We start from the raw sequence: 20,429 nt of genomic DNA on the forward strand, positions 1-20,429 counted from the left end.
ACGATCAAATGCCCCAACTGATGAACGCAGCGATCCGGCGCCAGTCGCTGGGGTTGGCGCTGCTGACGTTGCTGTTATTCATCGCCGGTAACTGGCACCAGGCAATCATCGGGTTTGACTCGCGCTTCGTGGTATTCGCCCAGGAGATGCTGCGCCATGGGCCGAGCTTCTTCCCCACGACCTACGGGCAACCGTATGCCGATTACCTGGCGACCTCGACGCTGATGACGTGGCTGCTGTCCTTGCCCCTGGGCCAGGTCAACAGCTTCACGGCCTGGTTGCCGACGTCCATCGCTTCGGCGCTGATCGTCATGCTGGTGTATCGCCTGACGGCGCCCTACTCCCAGCGTTGGGGCCTGCTGAGTGTTGCGCTGCTGTTGCTCAGCAGCACGTTTATCAGCGAAACCCGCGCTGTGTCGCTGGACCAGATGCTCGCGGCCGTGGCCCTGACGGTGTTCTACCTGGGTTATGCACATGATCACTTCGGTGCCGCCAAGCGCCTGCATTGGCTGTACCTGCTGTTGATCGTGGGTTTTGCGATCCGTGGGCCGATTGGCCTGGTGATTCCCACAGGCGTGCTGTGCAGCTACTTCCTGATCAACCGTCAATGGCGCCAACTGTTCAGCTTCGGCCTGTTGGCCCTGGCACTGCTGGGGGCCTGCGTCGGCCTGCTGTTGCTGCTGGCGAAGCTCAGTGGCGGCGAGGCGTTCATGCAGGACGTGATCCGCATGCAGTTCCTCGGGCGGATGGATGGCAGTGAAGGCTCCAGCGGTGCGTTGTATTACTTCAGCAGTTCCCTGGGCAACTACGCGCTGGCTTACCCGCTGGCGTTGCTGGTGCTGCTGGCGATAGCGCTGGGCGGCCGACGCGCACCTGATCCGGCGTTGCAGTTGGTGCTGTACTGCGCCGCGGCGGGCTTGCTGGTGATGCTCGGCTTGTCGGTTCCCCAGGCGAAGAAAGCGCGTTACGTGCTGCCGATGCTGCCGATGGCGGCCATTATTGCGGCGTATCCGTTTCAAGTCGCCCACGGCCGGTTGTTCGGCTGGCTGCGCGGTTTGATGCTGAGCCTGTGGACCGTGTTGCCTGCGTTGCTGATCGCCGGGCTCTGGATGGCGCGCCCGCGTTACCCGGAGCAGTTGGCGCACATCGGCTGGGTGTTGGGCGTGCTTGGCGTGCTTCAAGTGCTGGCGTTGGTGGCAGTGTTCCAGGCACGCCTGCGCATGCTCGCGCCGGCGCTGACCGCCGTGCTGGCGGTATGGACCACCTATATTTGGGTGGTCGAGCCACTGGAGCGTAGCCTCTATGACACGCGTACCTTCAGCCTGCAAGTCCAGGCCCAGGTCAACCAGCAACCGGCGCCCGTCGTGCTGCATGCGCTGGGCAAAGATGCCAAAGCCATCAAGTTCATCGTCAACCTCGATTGCGACCGAGTGCCGTTGTTCACACAGCAGCCCGCCGACCTGGCGACGTTGCAAGGCCCGGCGTGGCTGGTCATGAGCCAGGACGACTTCGAAGCGTTGCAAGACCCGCGATTGCGCTCGATCACACCGACGCTCACCGGCACGTTCGACAAGAATCCCTACGTGCTGCTGCGCTTGGACAAATCCCTCCAACCTTGACCGTGCCGGCGGCAGCCGGCCAGTTGAGTCCATTATTTTTGTATTTAACCTGCATTAATATGCATTGGCGACCTTGCATCGCGCTCGGCACACTATGCAGGTTCCTCCCCCAAATGCAGGAACTTTCAAGGGCTTTTCCGGGAAACCAGACAAGCCTTTTTTTTGCCCGCTGTTTATGGAAGTTGTCGATGCTCGCTCGCTGGTTACCCGCCGCCATCAATACCCGCCCTGCCGAATGGAGCCGTGCCGCGATCGGCATGGCCTTGGGCACTCTGCTCAGCGTATGGGTCTGCGCCCAAGTGTTTGGCATGGAGGTCGCCCTGCACCTGCTTGGCCCGCTGGGCGCGTCGGCCGTGCTGCTGTTTGCCGTTTCATCCGGCGCCCTGGCCCAGCCGTGGTCGATCATCGGCAGCTACCTGTGTGCGGCCGTGGTCGCGCTGTTGGTCGCGCGGGTCCTGGGGCGCACCTTGGGCAGCGCCTGCCTGGCAGCAGGCATGACCGTGATCCTGATCTGCTGGCTGCGCTGCCTGCACCCACCCGCGGGAGGCCTGGCGATGACGCTGGTACTGGCCGATCCGGCCTCGGCGGCGCTCGGCTGGCAGGAACTGCCGGTGGTGATGCTCGGCGCCGGAGCGCTATTGACCTGCGCACTGGCCTACAACAATGCCACCCGCACGCGCTATCCCAAAGGTGCAAGCGAGTCGCCGACAGCGATCTTTAAGGATGCCAGGGCCGCGCGCGACCCGGCGATTACCGCCGCCGACCTGAAGCTGGCATTGGCCGAGATGGAACAGTTCTACGATGTGGAACCCAATGAACTGGAACAGTTGATCCACGCCGCAGAAACCCACGCGCGCCGCCGCAGTATCGGTGAGGTGCTGGCAAGCCGTGTCAATTGAGCCCATGTATGGCGCACGACGAGTGGCGTGTCCACAGAGTTGCGACGCAGTACACGGCGGCTAAAGTTCTAACTATGTCAGTGGTTCACTTGAGGTCTGGAACGCCGTAACCCAGTAGCGAAGACACGCAGAGTCTGGCTGAGGGTTACGGCATGAACGAATGTCTGCAACACCTGCTTCGCACCCCGTTATTTGCTGCTCGAGAACGTCACCACCTCCCCCTCAGGGCCTACATGGACCTGACCATCAGGCGTATGCACGCCATTTTCAATGCCGGGGTGATCAACAATGACATGTGGCTCGGCCAACCGGACGAATCACATTTCAGGGCGCTGTGCGAACAAATCGGCGTGATCGGCGCCTACGATTACGCACTGTATTCCTCGCTGGTCGACCATATGATCGCCGCCAACGCCTTACTGACCCAGGGCAGCCCGGAGCAAGTGGCGCGCTACCGCGATGAAGTCATTCAGATGCGCGCTGTGTATGCCTTTGGCTGCACTGAAATCGCCAGCGGCACCGACGTGCGTAACCTCAAGACGACCGTTACCTACGATCCTGCCCGGCACTGCCTGGTGCTCGACTCACCGTGCGCCGGCGCCTGTAAATACTGGATCGGCAACAGTTTGTATGCCGCCCAGGTGGCGATGGTACTCGCGCGATTGCAGGTCAATGGCGAAGACCAGGGGCACCACTGGTTTCGCGTGGTGATTCGCGACACGGAGAACGGCCCGTTGCGCCCGGGTGTCAAGGTCATGGCTTGCGACCCCAAGGGCGGCATTCACGCCAATCAGGTCGGCGGTTTGCGCTTTTGCCAGATGCAGCTGGACACCGACGCCTTGTTGCAACGCCACGCCAGGTTTACCCGCAACGGCCAGTTCGTCAGCGACCTGCCCAAAAACGAACGCTTTATCAATGCACTGGAGACATTCCTCCAGGAGCGCCTGCTGTTGATGGCCGCCTCGCGCCTTGGCGCGGGATTGAGCGCGCACCTGGCCTATCAATTCGCCCGCCACCGCCTGACACAGGCCGGCCCGCTACTGGGCAACCCGCTGTTTCGCCAGCGCTTGTACAACGTCCAGCTCAAGGCATTGGCCCTCAAGTATCTTGAGCAAGCCATCCTCGAACGCTTCGAAGCGCAATGGCCGCAGACCGAACGGCGCAAAGACCTGCACATTCTCGCGGCATTAAGCAAATGCATCGGCACCTGGATGGGCCTGGAAGTGATCGCCCAGTGCCGTGAGTTGTGTGGTTCACAAGGGTTTCACCACTACAACCAGATCGTCACCCTGCGCATGGACTTCGAGATCAGCCCGACATTCGCCGGGGACAACAGCGTGATGGCCTACCAAGTGATCAAGGATGCGCTGTCCCGTCCGCGATTTGACCGGGTTGCGCCCTGTAACCCGGGCCAGGCAATCGAGCGGAGCATTGTCCGGCAGTGCCGAGACGCCGGTGATTTTTCCCACCCGCAAGCGGTGGGACTGACTTACGCCCGCGCCCTCGATCTGATCATTCAGGCGCTCGAAGGCCAGCCGCTCGAACCGGGCCTGCTGCGCGACTTGATCGCAGTGTTTGTCGCCTATTTGCACCGCTGGGGCCTCGCTCACGATGACGAACCGTGCGCCAGCATTGCGCGCATTGCCTGCCTCGGCGACTGGCTGAAGCCGCCTGACGAGCTGGTCGACGCGCCTATCGCGAAAGCCGACTACATCCAGCAGTTCACCCGCGCATTGTATGAGGATCAATAACCATGAACCCTCAAGGCAAACCCGACTTCCGCGACCCCGACACGGTTCGCGATCCCTACCCGGCCTACGCGTTTCTACGCACCCATCATCCCGTGTATTGGAGTTCCCAGCACAAGGCGTGGATGCTGACCCGCTTCGATGACGTCTTCAAAGCGCAAAGCGACGCCACCCGCTACTCCTCGGATCGGATACGCCAGTTGGTAAACGCGCAACTGCCGCCCGAAAAGCGCGCGATGTACGAGCCCTTTATTGAAAAAGCATCGCGCTGGATGTACGCCCAGGATGGCAAAGTCCATGAGGCCAGCCGCCATCTGCTCGGCCGCGCGTTCACGCCGCGCTCGATTGAAGCGCTGCGGGCAGACATCCAGGCGGTTACCGATGAACTCCTCGCCACAGTGGGCCCTTCCGCCGAACTGATGAGCCGCCTGTTCAATCAGGTGCCGGCCAGAGTGCTGGCGATGCTCTACGGCATCCCCAAAAAAGATGCGCTCAAGCTGCGGCGCTGGACCGATGTGATCCTGATGTTTCTGGTCGGCAACCTTGACCCGGCGAATACTCCCGGCGCCGCCGCGCAAGGCCTGGAGGAGATGTATGCGTACTTCGGCAACCTGATCGAGCGACGCCGGCAGGCCCCGCGTGACGACTTGGTCAGCCGTGTCATTGCCGCCGCCGGCCCCGACACGAGCACAGACGATCTGCTGGCCCAGGTGGCCTTTGTTCTGGTGGCTGGCTACACCACCAGCGCCGATATGCTGGGCATCGGCCTGTGGTACTTGTTGACCAACCCTGCCCAGCTGAACGCACTGCTGGCCGATGGTTCGTTGATGAAACCCGCGATCGAAGAAATGCTGCGCATTGATCCGTCGGGGCAGTTCAGCCATCGCGTCGTGACGCAAGATATCGAACTCAGAGGCCAGACCCTGCGCAAAGGCGATCTGGTGTACCTGATACGCGCCGCTGCCAACCGCGACCCGGAGCACTTTGCCGACCCGGACCGCTTCAATATTCAACGCGCGAAAAACGACCACCTGGCCTTTGGCCGTGGCGTGCATTTCTGTCTGGGCCCGGCGCTGTTCCGACTGGAGGCCGAGGTGGTGTTCAGCAGCCTGCTCAAGCGCTTCCCGAACCTGCGCCTGCAGGAGAAAAAGCCGCCGGTGTGGCGTACCAGTAACCTGCAGTTCCGCGGCTTGAAAACCCTCCACGTCGAACTTGAACCGATTCCAAAAGGCGCATCGATCCAGCGCTGCTTTTCCGCCGCTCCCTGGGAGAAAAATGGCGGTTACTGCCGTGCCTTGCGCGTCGGTGAAACCATCGTCACCAGTGGCACGGTAGCCTTCGACGAGCAGGGCAACCCCTACGCCAGCGACGATGTGTACTTACAGACCCGTCGCTGCCTGGAAATCATCGAAGCGGCGCTTAAGCGGCTGGGCACCGATCGCAGCCGAGTGATTGCCACACGCATGTACACCACCAACGTGAAGTGGTGGCCGCAAATCGCCCAAGCGCATAAGGAGTTTTTCGAGGGCTGCGAACCGACCACCATGTTGTTGGGCGTCAAGGCGCTGATAACCCCGGACTACCTGGTGGAAATCGAAGCCCAGGCACAGGCACCGGAGGCCAGGCCATGAGCCCCGAGCAGGCACGCCGGGAAGTGCGTGATGCGGTGGTGATGGATGTCAGCGACCTGACCCTGGCCACACCGGGGCAGCCGGTGGCCGTGAGGCTGTACCGGCCGGCCCGTCCTGCGCCGGCCGCGGTGCTGATGTATTTCCACGGCGGCGGCTGGGTTACAGGCGACCTCGATACCCACGACAGCTTTTGCCGGGTGATGGCGGAATGGGCCGGCTGCGCCGTGGTGGCGGTGGACTACCCGAGGCCACCGGAACAACGCTTCCCCGCCGCAGTAAAAAGCTGTTACGCCGCCACGGTCTGGATCGCCCGCCACGGTGCCAGCCTGGGCTTGGACACTCGGCGTATCGCCGTGGCAGGCGGTGGCTCGGGCGGCGGGCTTGCCGCGGTGATCGGCCAAATGGCCAGGGACCTGGGCGAGGCGCACATCGGTTTTCAATTACTGCTCTACCCGCTTCTCGACTGCCTGGCGCGCAATCGTTCCCGACATGACTTCGCCACAGGCTTCGGGCTGACGGCCGAGTTGCTGGAGTGGTACGTGAGCCACTACGTACCCGCCGATACGCCGCGGGCGCATCCTTGGCTTTCACCGGCCCGCGATCCGTGCCTGCAGGGCTTGCCTGCGGCCTTGATCATCACCGCCGGCTGCGATCCGCTGCGCGATGAAGGGCGCGCCTTCGCGCGGCGCTTGAAAACCGCCGGGGTGTCGGTGCGGCACAAAGAGTACCCGGGCATGCGCCACGGGTTTATCAACCACCCCGCTGCCGAGCCTGCGGCCAGGCGGGCCGTGCTGCTCTGCGCCGAGGCTCTGGCCGGCTATTTTCATCCTTCGGCGGCCTGATCGCCGGTTCTGCATAAATGCAAAAACGACCTGCATGATTCCGGGTTGTACTGGGCAAATTTGCACTGGTACGATCGCGGGAGCGTTCGTCCCCGAACATATTGATAAAGAACAATAAAAGCAGGGAGTTACAGATGACTGCTCAGGTTTCATCCGAGGCAAGCCACGCCGACAGGCTTCAGCAAGAGGTTCTGGCCGACGTTCGCAACCATATTGGCCACCTTACCCTCAATCGCCCCGCCGGCTTGAACGCCATCACCCTGAACATGGTTCGCAGCCTGACCGAACAGTTACAGGCCTGGGCAGACGATCCCCAGGTGTACGCCGTGGTCCTACGCGGTGCAGGTGAAAAAGCCTTCTGCGCCGGCGGCGATATTCGCTCGCTTTACGACAGCTTCAAGAACGGCGACAGCCTGCACCAGGATTTCTTCGTCGAGGAATACGCCCTCGACCTGTCCATCCACCATTACCGCAAACCGATACTGGCCCTGATGGACGGTTTTGTCCTAGGCGGCGGCATGGGCCTGGTGCAAGGCGCGGATCTGCGCGTGATCACCGAACGCAGCCGCCTGGCGATGCCGGAAGTGGCGATCGGTTACTTCCCCGACGTCGGCGGCAGCTACTTCCTGCCGCGCATTCCTGGCGAACTGGGCATTTATCTGGGCGTCACCGGCGTGCAGATTCGCGCGGCCGATGCGTTGTACTGCGGGCTGGCGGACTGGTACCTGGACAGCACCAAGCTGGCCGACCTCGACCAGAAACTCGATCAGCTGTTGTGGCAAGACTCCCCTCTCAAGGACCTGCAAGGCGTGTTGGCCAAGCTGGCCGTGCAACAACTGCCGGACGCCCCGCTTGCCGCCTTGCGCCCCGCTATCGATCATTTCTTTGCCTTGCCGGACGTGCCGAGCATTGTCGAGCAACTGCAGCAAGTGACCGTCGCCAACAGCCATGAATGGGCGCTGACCACGGCCAACCTGATGCAAACCCGTTCGCCGCTGGCCATGGCCGTGACCCTGGAAATGCTGCGGCGCGGGCGCCGTTTGCGGCTGGAGCAGTGTTTCGCCCTGGAACTGCATCTGGATCGCCAGTGGTTCGAGCGTGGCGACCTGATTGAAGGCGTCCGCGCCCTGATCATCGACAAGGACAAGAGCCCGCGCTGGAACCCGTCGACGCTCCATGGGCTGGACCCGAGCCACGTGGAAAGCTTCTTCCACAACTTCACGCAGGTTGCGAGATAAGCCATGCAAGATATTGAATATACTGAAGAACAGATCATGATTCGCGACATGGCGCGCGACTTTGCCCGTGGCGAAATCGCCCCTCACGCCCAGGCCTGGGAAAAAGCCGGCTGGATCGATGATGCCCTGGTGGCGAAGATGGGCGAACTGGGCCTGCTGGGCATGGTGGTGCCGGAAGAATGGGGCGGCACCTATGTCGATTACGTGGCATATGCCTTGGCCGTGGAAGAGATTTCCGCCGGCGACGGCGCCACAGGCGCCCTGATGAGTATCCATAATTCAGTGGGTTGCGGGCCAATCCTCAACTACGGCACACCTGAACAGAAACAAACCTGGCTGGCCGACCTCGCCAGCGGCCAGGCCATCGGCTGCTTCTGCCTGACCGAACCGCAGGCCGGCTCCGAAGCCCACAACCTGCGTACCCGTGCCGAACTGCGCGACGGCCAGTGGGTGATCAATGGCGCCAAGCAGTTTGTCAGCAACGGCAAGCGCGCCAAGTTGGCGATTGTGTTTGCGGTGACCGATCCGGAACTGGGCAAGCGCGGCATTTCTGCCTTCCTGGTGCCGACCCACACGCCGGGGTTCGTGGTCGACCGTACCGAACACAAAATGGGCATCCGCGCCTCGGACACCTGTGCCGTCACCCTCAACCAGTGCAGCGTGCCTGAGGCCAACCTGCTGGGTGAGCGCGGCAAAGGCCTGGCGATTGCGCTGTCCAACCTGGAAGGCGGGCGCATCGGCATTGCCGCTCAAGCCCTGGGCATCGCCCGTGCTGCGTTTGAAGCGGCGCTGGCGTATGCCCGTGACCGCGTGCAGTTCGACAAGGCCATCATCGAGCACCAGAGCGTGGCCAACCTGCTGGCCGACATGCAAACCCGGCTCAATGCCGCACGTCTACTGATCCTGCACGCCGCACGCCTGCGCAGTGCGGGCAAGCCGTGCCTGTCGGAAGCGTCCCAGGCCAAGCTGTTCGCCTCGGAAATGGCCGAAAAGGTCTGCTCCTCGGCGATGCAGATTCATGGCGGGTATGGGTATCTGGAGGATTATCCGGTGGAGCGCTACTACCGCGATGCGCGGATCACGCAGATCTACGAGGGCACCAGCGAGATTCAGCGGATGGTGATTGCACGGGAGCTGAAGAACTACCAGCTCTGACTGACACGCCACACCCCCCCTGTGGGAGCGTCCCACAGGGGGGGTGTGGCGTTTATAAGCTGCTTACTGGTCTTTGAATTCAGGCGCGCGCTTGGCCACGAATGCCGCCATGCCTTCCTTCTGATCCTGCGTCGCAAACGCCGCATGGAATACCCGACGCTCAAAGCGCACGCCTTCCGACAGGCTCACTTCAAACGCCCGGTTCACGCTTTCCTTGACCATCATGCTGATCGGCACCGACTTGCCGGCAATCAGCGTGGCGACTTTCAGCGCCTCTTCGAGCAGTTCATCGGCCGGGACAATACGCGCCACGACCCCACAACGCTCGGCTTCCACCGCATCGATAAAGCGCCCGGTCAGGCACATTTCCATGGCTTTGGCCTTGCCCACGGCGCGGGTCAGGCGCTGGGTGCCGCCCATGCCCGGCAGCACGCCGAGGTTGATTTCCGGCTGGCCGAACTTGGCGCCGTCGCCCGCCAGAATGAAGTCGCACATCAGCGCCAGCTCACAGCCGCCGCCCAGGGCGAAGCCGTTGACGGCCGCGATGATCGGCTTGCGACGGTTGGCCACGCGATCGGCTTCGCTGAACAGGTCGTCGATATAGATCCGCGGGTAGGTCAGCTCGGCCATTTCCTTGATGTCGGCGCCGGCGGCGAAGGCTTTTTTCGAGCCGGTCAGCACGATGCAGCCGATTTCAGGGTTGCGTTCCAGGGTGTCCAGCGCCTGATTCAACTCGTTGATCAGTTGTGCGTTCAACGCGTTCAGGGCTTGCGGGCGGTTGAGGGTGATCAACCCGACACGGCCCTGCACGTCGAGCAAAATAGTTTCGTAACTCATGTAGTGGCTCCTTAAAGATTGCGTGAGATGACCATGCGCTGAATATCGCTGGTGCCTTCGTAAATCTGGCAGACCCGCACATCGCGGTAGATCCGCTCCAAGGGGAAGTCGCTCAGGTAACCGTAACCGCCCAAGGTTTGCAAGGCGGCGGAGCAGACTTTCTCGGCCATTTCCGAGGCGAACAGCTTGGCCATGGACGCCTCGACCAGCGCCGGTTTGCCGCTGTCGCGCAGGGCGGCGGCGTAATGCACCATTTGCCGCGCGACGGCGATTTGCGTGGCCATGTCCGCCAGGCGGAAGGCCACGGCCTGGTGTTCGATCAAGGTTTTGCCAAAACTTTCGCGCTCGCGGGCATAGTCGCGCGCCGCTTCAAAGGCGGCGCGGGCCATGCCCACCGATTGCGAGGCAATGCCGACCCGCCCGCCTTCGAGGTTGGCCAGGGCGATGCGGTAGCCTTCGCCCTCCTCCCCCAGACGATTGGCGAGCGGCACCTTGACGTCTTCGAACAGGATCTGGCAAGTGTCCGACGCATGCTGGCCCAGCTTGTCCTCGACCCGCGCCACCGTGTAGCCCGGCGAATCCGTCGGCACGATAAACGCGCTGATGCCGCGCTTGCCCGCCGCCGGGTCGGTGACGGCAAACACAATCACGATGCCGGCGTTTTGCCCGGAGGTGATGAATTGTTTGCAGCCGTTCAACACATAGTGGTCGCCTTCGCGGCGCGCACGGGTTTTCAGGCTGCTGGCATCGGAACCGGCCTGCGGCTCGGTCAACGCGAAGGCGCCGAGCATCGCGCCGCTGGCCAGAGGCTTGAGGAACTGCTCTTTCTGCTGATCGTTGCCGAACGTGAGGATCGGCACGCAGCCCACCGAGTTGTGTACGCTCATGATGGTCGAGCAGGCCCCGTCACCGGCGGCGATTTCTTCCAGGGCCATGGCGTAGGCCAGGTAGCCGGTGTCGCAACCGCCCCACTGTTCCGGCACCAGCATGCCGAAGAAGCCCAGCTCGGCCATTTCGCCGATGGCCTCCTTGGGAAAGCGGTGCTCGCGGTCCCACTCGGCCGCGAACGGTTTCAGGCGTTCCTGGGCGAATTGTCGGGCCGCGTCGCTGATTTGCAGTTGTTCGTCATTGGGCAGCATGTTCAATCCTTAATACAGGCATTCGACTGCCATGGCCGTGGCTTCACCGCCGCCGATGCAGATGGCGGCGACGCCACGCTTGAGGCCTTTCTGGCGCAGGGCCGACAGCAGCGTCACCAGAATCCGCGCGCCTGAGGCGCCGATCGGGTGGCCCAGGGCACAGGCGCCGCCATGAATGTTGACCTTGTCGTGGGGGATCTCCAGCTTGCTCATGGTGATCAGGCTGACCACGGCAAAGGCTTCGTTGATTTCGAACAGGTCCACGTCGCCCAGGTTCCAGCCGGTCTTGCTCATCAACTTGCGGATCGCCCCCACCGGCGCCTCCGGAAACAGGCCCGGCTCATCGGCAAACGCCGCATGCCCACGGATCACCGCCAAGGGTTGCAGCCCGCGCTTGTGCGCCTCGGACTGACGCATCAGGAGCAAGGCCGCCGCACCGTCGGAAATCGAACTGGAGTTGGCCGCAGTCACTGTGCCCCCTTCACGGAACGCCGGCTTCAGGCTGGCGATCTTCTCCGGCTTGGCTTTGGGTGGTTGCTCATCATGCAGGATGGTTTTTTGCTCCTTGCCCACTGTGACCTGCACCGGGACGATCTCGGCCGCGAAGCTGCCATTGCTGATCGCCGTTTGTGCGCGGCTCAGGGATGCAATGGCAAACGCATCCTGGGCCTCGCGGGTAAAGCCGTTATGTTGTGCGCAGTCCTCGGCAAAGGTGCCCATCAGGCGGCCTTTGTCGTAAGCGTCTTCCAGGCCGTCGAGGAACATATGGTCGAGCACGCGGCCGTGGCCCATGCGGTAGCCGCTGCGTGCGCGGTCCAGCAGGTACGGCGCGTTGGACATGCTTTCCATGCCGCCGGCAATCACCACATCAACGCTGCCGGCCAGCAGCGAGTCATGGGCAAGCATCGTCGCCTCCATGCCCGAGCCGCACATTTTGTTGAGGGTGGTGCAGCGGGTGGCCTTGTCCAGCCCGGCGCCAAGCGCGGCCTGGCGTGCCGGGGCCTGGCCGAGGCCGGCCGGCAGTACACAGCCGAACAGCACTTCATCCACGGCATCGCTGGCGATGCCGGCACGCTCGACGGCGGCGCGAATCGCCGCGGAGCCCAGTTGCGGCGCGGTCAGGCCTTTGAGATCGCCCTGGAACCCGCCCATGGGGGTGCGTGCGGCGCTGACAATTACGATGGGATCACTCATGACGCTTCCTCTCTTACTTGGCTGCCATGCGCAAGGCGCCGTCGAGACGGATCACCTCGCCATTGAGCATGCTGTTTTCAATGATGTGTCGAACCAACGCGGCGTATTCGCTCGGTTTGCCCAGGCGTGGCGGGAACGGCACGCCAGCGGCCAGGGAATCGCGGACTTCCGGGGTCATGCCGGCCATCATCGGGGTTTCGAAAATGCCGGGGGCGATGGTCATCACCCGAATGCCGAAGCGCGCCAATTCGCGCGCGGCGGGCAGGGTCAGGCTGGCGATCGCACCTTTGGACGCGGCATACGCTGCCTGGCCGATCTGCCCGTCAAACGCAGCTACCGACGCGGTATTGATGATCACGCCGCGCTCACCGTCGGCGTCTGCCTGGGTTTCTGCGATGGCCGCAGCGGCCAGGCGCAGCAGGTTGAAGCTGCCGATCAGGTTGACGTTGATCACCTGGGCAAAGCTGGCCAGGCCATGGGGGCCGTTCTTGCCGAGGATCTTCTCGCCACGTACCACACCGGCGCAGTTCACCAGCCCGTGCAAGCCCCCAAAGGCCGCAACGGTGGCCTGCACGGCGGCTTCGGCAGCGGCTTCCTGGCTGATGTCCGCCACCGCGCTGCGGGCGTTGTCGCCCAGTTGTTTGGCCTTGGCCGCGACGGCATCGGCGTTCAGGTCCACCAGCATCACCTTGGCGCCGGCGGCGACCAGCATGTCAGCGGTGGCTGCGCCGAGGCCCGACGCGCCGCCGCTGACCAGAAAAACCTTGTTTGCAATCTGCATCGTTGTTTCCTTGAAAAGTGGATCAGGCCAACACGGCTTGCGCCTTGGCGATTTCCTGATTACGCAAAATGAAGCGCTGCAGCTTGCCGCTCGGGGTCTTGGGCAAGTCGCTGACAAATTCGATTTCCCGCGGGTAGGCATGCGCGGCCAGGCGCTGGCGTACATGCAGGCGCAATTCCTCGGCCAGCTCGGGGGTGGCGCGGAACTGTTCGTTGATCACCACGAAGGCTTTCACCAGTTCGGTGCGTTCCGCGTCGGGCTTGCCGACGACCGCCGCTTCCACCACCGCCGGGTGTTCGACCAGCGCGCTTTCCACATCGAACGGGCCGACGCGGTAGCCGGAAGTGGTGATCACATCGTCACTGCGCCCGACGAAGCTGATGCTGCCGTCCGGGTTCAGTTCGACGGTGTCGCCGCTGAGGTAGTACTTGCCGACAAACGCCTTGGTCCGCACGCCGTCATAGCCGGCGAACCAACACATCGGCGATTGCTCACGGTCGACGGCGAGAATCCCTGGCTGGCCGGCGGGCAATTCCTGGTGAGCGTCGTCCAGCACAACGATGCGATGCCCTGGCGAGGCAAAACCCGCCGAACCGACATGCACCGGGTGTTCCAGGCCATGGTGGTTGCACAGCACCATGCCCAACTCGGTCTGGCCGTAATGGTCATGGATGGTCACCCCCAGGTTGTCGGCAAACCAGCGGATCACTTCCGGGTTCAGCGGCTCGCCGGCGCTGCTGACAGTACGCAGCTTGCCCTTGATCGAGCGGGCGAATTGCTCGCCGCCGGCAATCAACAGGCGATACGCGGTCGGCGAGCCGGTCAGGTTGGTGATTCCGTATTTATTGATCACCCGGCAGGTGCTTTCGAGGGTGAACGGGCCATCGTAGAAAGTAATCGGGTGGCCCATGGACAACGGTCCGGTCACGCCGAAATAGATGCCATAGGCCCAGCCCGGGTCGGCAACGTTCCAGAATGCGTCTTCGGGGCGCAGGTCCACCGCGTCGCGGGTGTAGCTCTGGAACGCAACAATGGCCTTGAGCGGCACCGACAGCGCTTTCGACGGGCCGGTGGTGCCCGAGGTGAACATCAGCAGGAACGGGTCGTCAGCGCCCAGCAGCACCGGCTCGCAGTGGTTGGAATAGGTGGCCAGCTCGGCCCAGAAGCTGAAATCACCGCGTACCAGGCCTTCGCCCTTGGCGCCAGTGACCGTGACGATCGTCGGGCAGCCCTCCACTTGCGCGAGCTTGGGCCGGTTCACCGCATCGGTGACCACCACGGCCGCGCCGGAACTGTTCAGGCGATGCTCAATGGCCTTGGGGCCGAAGGCGGTGAACAACGGTTGGTAGACAGCGCCGATGCGCCAGGTCGCAAGGACCACCACCAGTAATTCGGCGGTGCGTGGCAACAGGCCGGCCACTCTGTCGCCGCGTTTGACGCCCTGGGCCAGCAGGAAATTGGCGAAGCGTGCGGCCTGGTCTTGCAAGTCGCTGAAGGTGGATGTGGCACTGCGCCCATCCTTGCCTTCCCAGAACAGCGCAATGCGCCCTGGTAACGCATGCCGGTCGCAGCATTCCACGCAGGCATTGAGGCCTTGCAGGTTACCGGCCAAGGTGCTGTCGACGGTGTGTTGGTAATCGAACTCGGTAGTGGCAGCCAAATAGTCACGCATCGCTTCAAATCCTTCAGTATTTTTATTTTCAGGACGTTTTTTCGGACAAGAACCGCGGAAATAGTCGCTCTAGAGCGCTGCAGCAGCAATGGTCAAAGCCACCAACATGCCTGACTGGTTTGGCCAATGCCGTTTGATCATAGACCCCGCCGATCAAGCGGTCGGCCCAAGCGATTGGACGCGCCGTCCGCCAGCTTCTAACCTGATGGCCTGCGCCACCGAAGAAGCCCCCCGATGATCGTTCGCCCCAAACCCAACCTGCTGGGCATTCTGTTTTCGCTCAAGGGCTCGATCGCCAAGCGCATCGCCCTGCGCAGCCTGCTGGTCACGTTGCTGGCCTCGGTCATCGTGCTGGTGGAAACCCTGCACCCGGCGTATTTCTCCAAGGTCAATGCCACGCCGTTCACCTTGCTCGGGCTGTCGCTGTCGATCTTCATGAGTTTTCGCAACAACGCTTGCTACGACCGCTGGTGGGAAGGCCGCAAGCAACTCGGGCAGATGACCATCGAAGTGCGCTCACTGATCCGTGAAACCCAGGTATTCAGCGACCCGCTGGAGCGGGCCGGGCTGCTGCGCGGCCTGTGCGGCTTTGTCCATGGATTGATCGCGCGCCTGCGCCTGGAAGATGAGGCGCGAGCGGTGAAGCCCTGGATCGACGTCGAATCAGGCCATCCCAACCTCCCGGACCAGGTACTGCAACAGCTCGGCGCGCGGTTTTCCGGGCTGGCCGAACGGGGCGTGATCAGTGAATGGCGCTACACCCAGCTGGAAACCCGACTGGTCAGCCTGACCCAGGTGCAGGCAGCGTGCGAGCGGATCAAAAGCACACCGCTGCCCTTCCCCTACACCCTGCTGCTGCACCGCACCATTTACCTGTTCTGCATTCTGTTGCCGTTTGCCATGGCCGAACCGCTGGGCTGGCTGACACCGGTGTTCACCGCAATCGTCAGCTACACCTTCTTTGGCCTCGACGAAATCGGCGACGACCTGGAGGACCCCTTCGGCTTCGATGAGAACGACCTGCCCTGCAACGCGATCGTGCGGACCCTGGAGCGCGAGATCCTGGCGGCCCTCGGCGAAACGGCCTTGCCGCCTGCCCTGGAGCCGGTGGAATACGTGCTGACCTGATACAGGTTTGACACTCGCCGTGGTCTGACCGAAGCTGAGAGCTTTGCCCTAGCTGCCTAAGCTCTCGGACGCCTGCATGTCAAAGTCACGCCGTTACTCCATCATCGGCCTGTGCGCCCTGTTGTTGATTGTGCTGATCACCTGGTATTTCTCCCGTTCCACCCCGGTGGCCGTGCCGCCCGCCATTGCCCATGGCTACGCGAAAGCCTTGAAACAGGCGCGCAACGGCGAACCGGGCGCCGCCCGCGTGCTGTACCAGCAACTGGCCCGGCCGGACTTGTCCGACGAGCGTCGTGTGGCCTTGCACGCCGAGCTGCCCAATTACCCCAGCCCCCAGGCACTGAAGCTCGCCGACAAGGACCTGGCCGATGACTCGCCGCAGGTGCGTGAAGCGGCGATTCACAGCATCGTCGGCCTGGTGCCCACGGGCCAGCGCACGCTGCTGCTCGGGCCGTTGCTCGACGATCCGCAACAAGACGTGCGCTTTGCCGCCGCCAACGCATTGCTTGGCCTCTCGCCCGACACCCTCGGCCTGTATTTCGGGCCCTTGCAGCAGGTACTCGATGAGTTCGTGAAGAAGCTCAAGGCGCAACCTGAAACCGCCGAAGGTTGGCTCCAGCTGGCGCGCCTGTACATCCACAGCGCGCTGTTGCCGGAGGCGCAGAACGCCCTGGAGCAAGCGATGCGCCTGCAGCCGGACAACCTGCAAGCCGTGGTTGCGCAAATCGAACTGCTGGATAAACAAGGCAAGACCGACGAGTCCCGCCAACTGCTGGCCCGCCAGCTCGCGGCGCACCCCGAGTCCGCGTACCTGCAACACGCCCTGGGCATGTGGTTGCTGCACCATGGCGAGCGTGCTTACGCCTTGCTCGGCCTGTCCAAGGCAGTGGAACTGGAACCGAGCAATCAGGATTACCGTTACGACCTGGCCACCACCCTGCACGCCCAGGAAGAACTCGAAGCCGCCCAGCGCCAGTTGGAAGAAATCATCCAGCGCCACCCGGCCAATCGCAAGGCGCGGGTGCTGCTGGTCAGCTACTGGAAAGAAAGCGGTCAATTGCAGAACGTTCAGGTGCTGCTGGCGCAGTTGGAGCAACAAAACCCGGATGATCCGGCGCTGCAACAGGGCCTGTAGACGCGCCGCATCGCCGCCCAGGCGCTGACATTGCGCGCAAAAGACGAAAAGGCGGAACCCCGCTCATACGCCAGGGTCAAGAAGGTATAGCGCGCTCGAACGAGCGCGCACCCCTTACTCGTATGTGACCTGAGGGCACTTCTTGTCTATGTCCAACGCGCTGTTATCCGAAAAGGCGGCCACCGGTATCGAAGGTCTTGATGACATTCTTTGCGGCGGCTTGTCCCGCAGCCATCTGTTTCTGCTCGAAGGCGAACCAGGGACCGGCAAAACCACCGTCGCCCTGCACTTCCTGAAGGCAGGGGCAGAAAATGGTGAACGCTCGCTCTATATCACCTTGTCCGAAACCGAGCGTGAATTGCGCCAGGGCGCAAAATCCCACGGCTGGGATCTGGATGACAATATCCATATTTTCGAGCTGACCCCGCCGGAAAGCCTGCTCAATGCCGAACAACAGCAAAGCCTGTTGTACTCTTCCGACCTGGAGCTGGGCGAGGCCACGCGGCAGATCTTTGAAGTGGTGGAACGGGTCAAGCCAACCCGCGTGGTGGTCGACAGCCTCTCCGAAATCCGCCTGCTGGCGCAAAGTTCCCTGCGTTATCGACGACAGATCCTGGCGATCAAGCACTATTTCGTGCGTTACGACGCCACGGTGTTGCTGCTCGACGACCTGACCACCGAATCCCTCGACAAAACCGTACACAGCGTCGCCCACGGGGTGATTCGCCTGGAAGAACTGACGCCCAATTACGGCGCCGAACGCCGGCGCGTGCGGGTCGTGAAGTACCGCGGCCAAAAGTACCGCGGCGGCTTCCACGATTTCACCATCATGGGCGATGGCGTGCATGTGTTCCCGCGGCTGGTGGCGGCCGAGCATCGCGGCGGCTACGTGCGCGAGCCCCTGAGCAGCGGCATTCGCGAAATGGATGCCTTGATGGGCGGCGGAGTCGAGACCGGCTCCAGCAGCCTGATCCTCGGCCCCGCCGGCACCGGCAAGTCGCTGATCTCGATGGTGTTTGCCGCCGCCGCCGTGGCGCGGGGCGAAAAAGCCGCGCTGTTCATCTTCGATGAGGAACTGGGCCTGCTCTTCGAGCGCATGAAAAACATGGGCATCGACCTCGCCGCGCTGCAAGCCACCGGCAACCTGCTGATCGAACAAGTCGACGCGGCCGAGTTGACCCCCGGCGAGTTCTCGCACCGCGTGCGGCGCTGCGTGGATGAGTGCGGGATCAAGACCGTGGTGATCGACAGCATCAACGGCTATCAGGCCGCCATGCCGGAAGAAAATGCGCTGATCCTGCACATGCACGAACTGCTGCGGTATCTCAACCGCCGCGGCGTCGCCACGTTCATGACCGTCGCCCAGCACGGCCTGGTCGGTGACATGCAGGCGCCCGTCGACATTACCTACCTCGCCGACACGGTCATTCTGCTGCGCTATTTCGAAGCGTTGGGCAAGGTGCGCCGCGCCATTTCAATCATCAAGAAACGCACCGGTGCCCATGAATCGACCATTCGCGAGTACCGCATCAGCAGCCAGGGCATGACTGTCGGCGAGCCGCTCGATAATTTCCAGGGCGTACTGCGCGGTATCCCCACGTACATGGGCGCCGGCTCTCCTCTGCTCAAGGATGAGGGCCAGTGACGAGCCTATCGCCCGTCTCCGAGCGCGCCATCGTGCTTGCACCGATGGGCCGCGACGGCACGTTGGCGCTGATGATGCTCAACGAGGCCGGGTACAGCGGGGTGATCGCCACGGGCCTGACGGCCTTGTGCAACGCACTGGAAGAAGGGGCCGGCCTGCTGATTATTGCTGCCGAAGCCTTGCGCGGCATCGATCTGGAGCCGCTGCTCGGGTATTTGCACCAACAGCCTGCGTGGTCGGATTTGCCCATCGTATTGATGACCCATCACGGCGGCGCCGAGCAGAACGGTTCCTCGCACCTGAGCGGGTTATTGGGCAATGTCACCTTCCTCGAGCGGCCTTTCCATCCTGTGACGTTGATCAGCCTGGTTACGGCGGCACTGCGCGGACGACGCCGACAATACGATGCGCGCGACCGGCTGATCGACCTGAGCGAAAGCGAACTGCGCTTGCAACGCACGCTGGAGACGCTCGAGCAGCAAGTAGAAGAACGCACGGCGCAGTGGCGCAGCAATGAAGAAGCGCTGCGTCAATCGCAGAAGATGGAGGCCGTCGGCCAGTTGACCGGCGGCATCGCCCATGACTTCAACAACATGCTCACCGGCATCATCGGCAGCCTGGAATTACTGCGCAGGCGCGTCTCCCGCGGCAAGCTGGATGACCTGGACAGCCTGATCGACCTGGGTGTCACCTCCGCCAACCGGGCCGCCGGCCTTACCCACCGCCTGCTCGCGTTCTCCCGGCGGCAGTCGCTGGATTCAAAACCCGTCGAGATCAACCAACTGGTGACCTCCATGGGCGAACTGTTGCAACGCAGCATCAATGAAAGCATTGCGCTGGACATGCGCCTCAGCGACCCGCTCTGGACCGCCGAAGCCGACCCCAACCAGTTGGAAAGCGCGCTGCTCAACCTGGTGATCAACGCACGCGATGCCATGCCGAACGGCGGCAACCTCACCGTGGAAACCAGCAACCGCCATCTCGACAGCGTGTTCACCGCCGCCTACGGCACATTGCAACCCGGTGACTACGTTGAATTGAGCGTCAGCGACAGCGGCTGCGGTATCCCGGAAAGTTTAATGGGGCGCGTCTTCGATCCTTTCTTCACCACCAAACCGATCGGCCAGGGCACCGGCCTCGGCCTGTCGATGATTTACGGCTTTGCACGGCAATCCGGTGGCCATGTGACGATCCACAGCGAAGTCGGAAAAGGCACTACCGTCAGCCTGTTCCTGCCGCGTTTCGTCGGTGAAATGGTCGTGGCCGAAGCGGCGAACCCCGCGCGGCTGCCCTTTGCCAATGCCGGTGAAACAGTGTTGATCGTCGAGGACGACCCGGCGGTCCGGGTACTGATCAGCGCGGTGCTCAAAGAACTGGGCTATGCCTTTGTCGAGGCCAGCGATGCCAACACCGCACTGCCGATCATCGAGTCCGACCAGCGCATTGACCTGATGATCAGCGACGTCGGGCTGCCGGGCATGAACGGCCGGCAACTGGCGGAAATCGGCCGGCAGATTCGGCCGGAACTCAAGGTTCTATTTATCACCGGCTATGCCGAACACGCGGCGGTGCGCGGTGGTTTTCTGGACCCTGGGATGCAGTTGATTACCAAGCCGTTCACGTTTGATCTCTTGACGGCGAAAGTCAGGGAAATGATCCGCGCAGCCGCAAGCCAAGCGGAGGCGACTGGCAACAAGGTGCAATAAAGCCACGGTTCGAAAATGGAATCGGTCAAGGGGCTTGGGTACGAAGGATTACCACTGGGA

The 20,429-nt window shown here is 62.7% G+C and carries 16 protein-coding genes; 11 read left to right on the forward strand and 5 right to left on the reverse strand.

Annotated features, from left to right (window positions below):
- Window positions 1-8: 8 nt before the first annotated feature.
- The 7 genes from INT12_RS13950 to INT12_RS13980 all read left to right on the forward strand — a co-directional run bounded on the left by INT12_RS13950 (window position 9) and on the right by INT12_RS13980 (window position 9,132).
- Window positions 9-1,619 (forward strand): ArnT family glycosyltransferase, encoded by a 1,611-nt coding sequence (locus tag INT12_RS13950; RefSeq protein WP_193040171.1) that lies wholly within the window; start codon window positions 9-11, stop codon window positions 1,617-1,619.
- 188 nt (window positions 1,620-1,807) lie between these two features.
- Complete coding sequence (locus INT12_RS13955; RefSeq protein ID WP_017846254.1) at window positions 1,808-2,518, forward strand: HPP family protein; 711 nt, start codon at window positions 1,808-1,810, stop codon at window positions 2,516-2,518.
- Between the two features lie 233 nt (window positions 2,519-2,751).
- Window positions 2,752-4,269: an acyl-CoA dehydrogenase family protein gene (locus INT12_RS13960; RefSeq protein WP_193040161.1), complete on the forward strand. Its 1,518-nt coding sequence runs from the start codon at window positions 2,752-2,754 to the stop codon at window positions 4,267-4,269.
- Window positions 4,270-4,271: 2 nt separating this feature from the next.
- Entirely contained in the window at window positions 4,272-5,897 is a 1,626-nt protein-coding gene (locus INT12_RS13965; protein WP_193040160.1) for a cytochrome P450, read from the forward strand.
- On the forward strand, window positions 5,894-6,739 hold the full coding sequence (locus INT12_RS13970) for an alpha/beta hydrolase (protein ID WP_046489484.1): 846 nt from the start codon (window positions 5,894-5,896) through the stop codon (window positions 6,737-6,739). The genes INT12_RS13965 and INT12_RS13970 overlap by 4 nt, the downstream gene beginning before the upstream one ends.
- Window positions 6,740-6,873: 134 nt before the next feature.
- Window positions 6,874-7,977 carry an enoyl-CoA hydratase/isomerase family protein gene (locus INT12_RS13975; protein WP_169884326.1) on the forward strand — a complete coding sequence of 368 codons (1,104 nt, stop codon included), beginning with the start codon at window positions 6,874-6,876 and terminating at the stop codon, window positions 7,975-7,977.
- Between the two features lie 3 nt (window positions 7,978-7,980).
- On the forward strand, window positions 7,981-9,132 hold the full coding sequence (locus INT12_RS13980; protein WP_193040159.1) for an acyl-CoA dehydrogenase family protein: 1,152 nt from the start codon (window positions 7,981-7,983) through the stop codon (window positions 9,130-9,132).
- A 63-nt stretch (window positions 9,133-9,195) separates the two neighbouring features.
- Here INT12_RS13980 and INT12_RS13985 read toward each other — a convergent pair whose 3' ends face one another.
- The 5 genes from INT12_RS13985 to INT12_RS14005 are packed head-to-tail and all read right to left on the reverse strand — an operon-like array spanning window position 9,196 to window position 14,755.
- On the reverse strand, window positions 9,196-9,969 hold the full coding sequence (locus INT12_RS13985; RefSeq protein ID WP_017846260.1) for an enoyl-CoA hydratase: 774 nt from the start codon (window positions 9,967-9,969) through the stop codon (window positions 9,196-9,198).
- Between the two features lie 11 nt (window positions 9,970-9,980).
- Window positions 9,981-11,108 (reverse strand): acyl-CoA dehydrogenase, encoded by a 1,128-nt coding sequence (locus INT12_RS13990; RefSeq protein WP_046383503.1) that lies wholly within the window; start codon window positions 11,106-11,108, stop codon window positions 9,981-9,983.
- Window positions 11,109-11,117: 9 nt separating this feature from the next.
- Complete coding sequence (locus INT12_RS13995) at window positions 11,118-12,302, reverse strand: acetyl-CoA C-acyltransferase (RefSeq protein WP_193040740.1); 1,185 nt, start codon at window positions 12,300-12,302, stop codon at window positions 11,118-11,120.
- Between the two features lie 13 nt (window positions 12,303-12,315).
- Window positions 12,316-13,083: an SDR family NAD(P)-dependent oxidoreductase gene (locus INT12_RS14000; RefSeq protein WP_017846263.1), complete on the reverse strand. Its 768-nt coding sequence runs from the start codon at window positions 13,081-13,083 to the stop codon at window positions 12,316-12,318.
- A 22-nt stretch (window positions 13,084-13,105) separates the two neighbouring features.
- Window positions 13,106-14,755, reverse strand: coding sequence for an AMP-binding protein (locus INT12_RS14005; RefSeq protein WP_193040741.1), 1,650 nt, complete (start codon window positions 14,753-14,755; stop codon window positions 13,106-13,108).
- 234 nt (window positions 14,756-14,989) lie between these two features.
- On the opposite strand from INT12_RS14005, the gene INT12_RS14010 reads away from it, so the two are divergent.
- The 4 genes from INT12_RS14010 (at window position 14,990) to INT12_RS14025 (ending at window position 20,369) form a co-directional block, all read left to right on the forward strand.
- Window positions 14,990-15,883, forward strand: coding sequence for a bestrophin family protein (locus INT12_RS14010; RefSeq protein WP_193040742.1), 894 nt, complete (start codon window positions 14,990-14,992; stop codon window positions 15,881-15,883).
- 76 nt (window positions 15,884-15,959) lie between these two features.
- The gene (locus INT12_RS14015; RefSeq protein WP_017846266.1) at window positions 15,960-17,018 is read left to right on the forward strand and encodes a tetratricopeptide repeat protein; all 1,059 of its coding nucleotides are present in this window, start codon (window positions 15,960-15,962) and stop codon (window positions 17,016-17,018) included.
- A gap of 142 nt (window positions 17,019-17,160) precedes the next feature.
- Entirely contained in the window at window positions 17,161-18,663 is a 1,503-nt protein-coding gene (locus INT12_RS14020; protein WP_193058883.1) for an ATPase domain-containing protein, read from the forward strand.
- A complete protein-coding gene (locus INT12_RS14025) occupies window positions 18,660-20,369 on the forward strand; it encodes an ATP-binding protein (protein ID WP_193058884.1) in 1,710 nt (569 codons plus the stop codon). Before INT12_RS14020 ends, INT12_RS14025 begins: the two co-directional genes overlap by 4 nt.
- The last annotated feature ends 60 nt before the right edge of the window (window positions 20,370-20,429 follow it).

This window comes from Pseudomonas sp. K8 (assembly GCF_014889455.1).
Taxonomy (GTDB): domain Bacteria; phylum Pseudomonadota; class Gammaproteobacteria; order Pseudomonadales; family Pseudomonadaceae; genus Aquipseudomonas; species Aquipseudomonas veronii.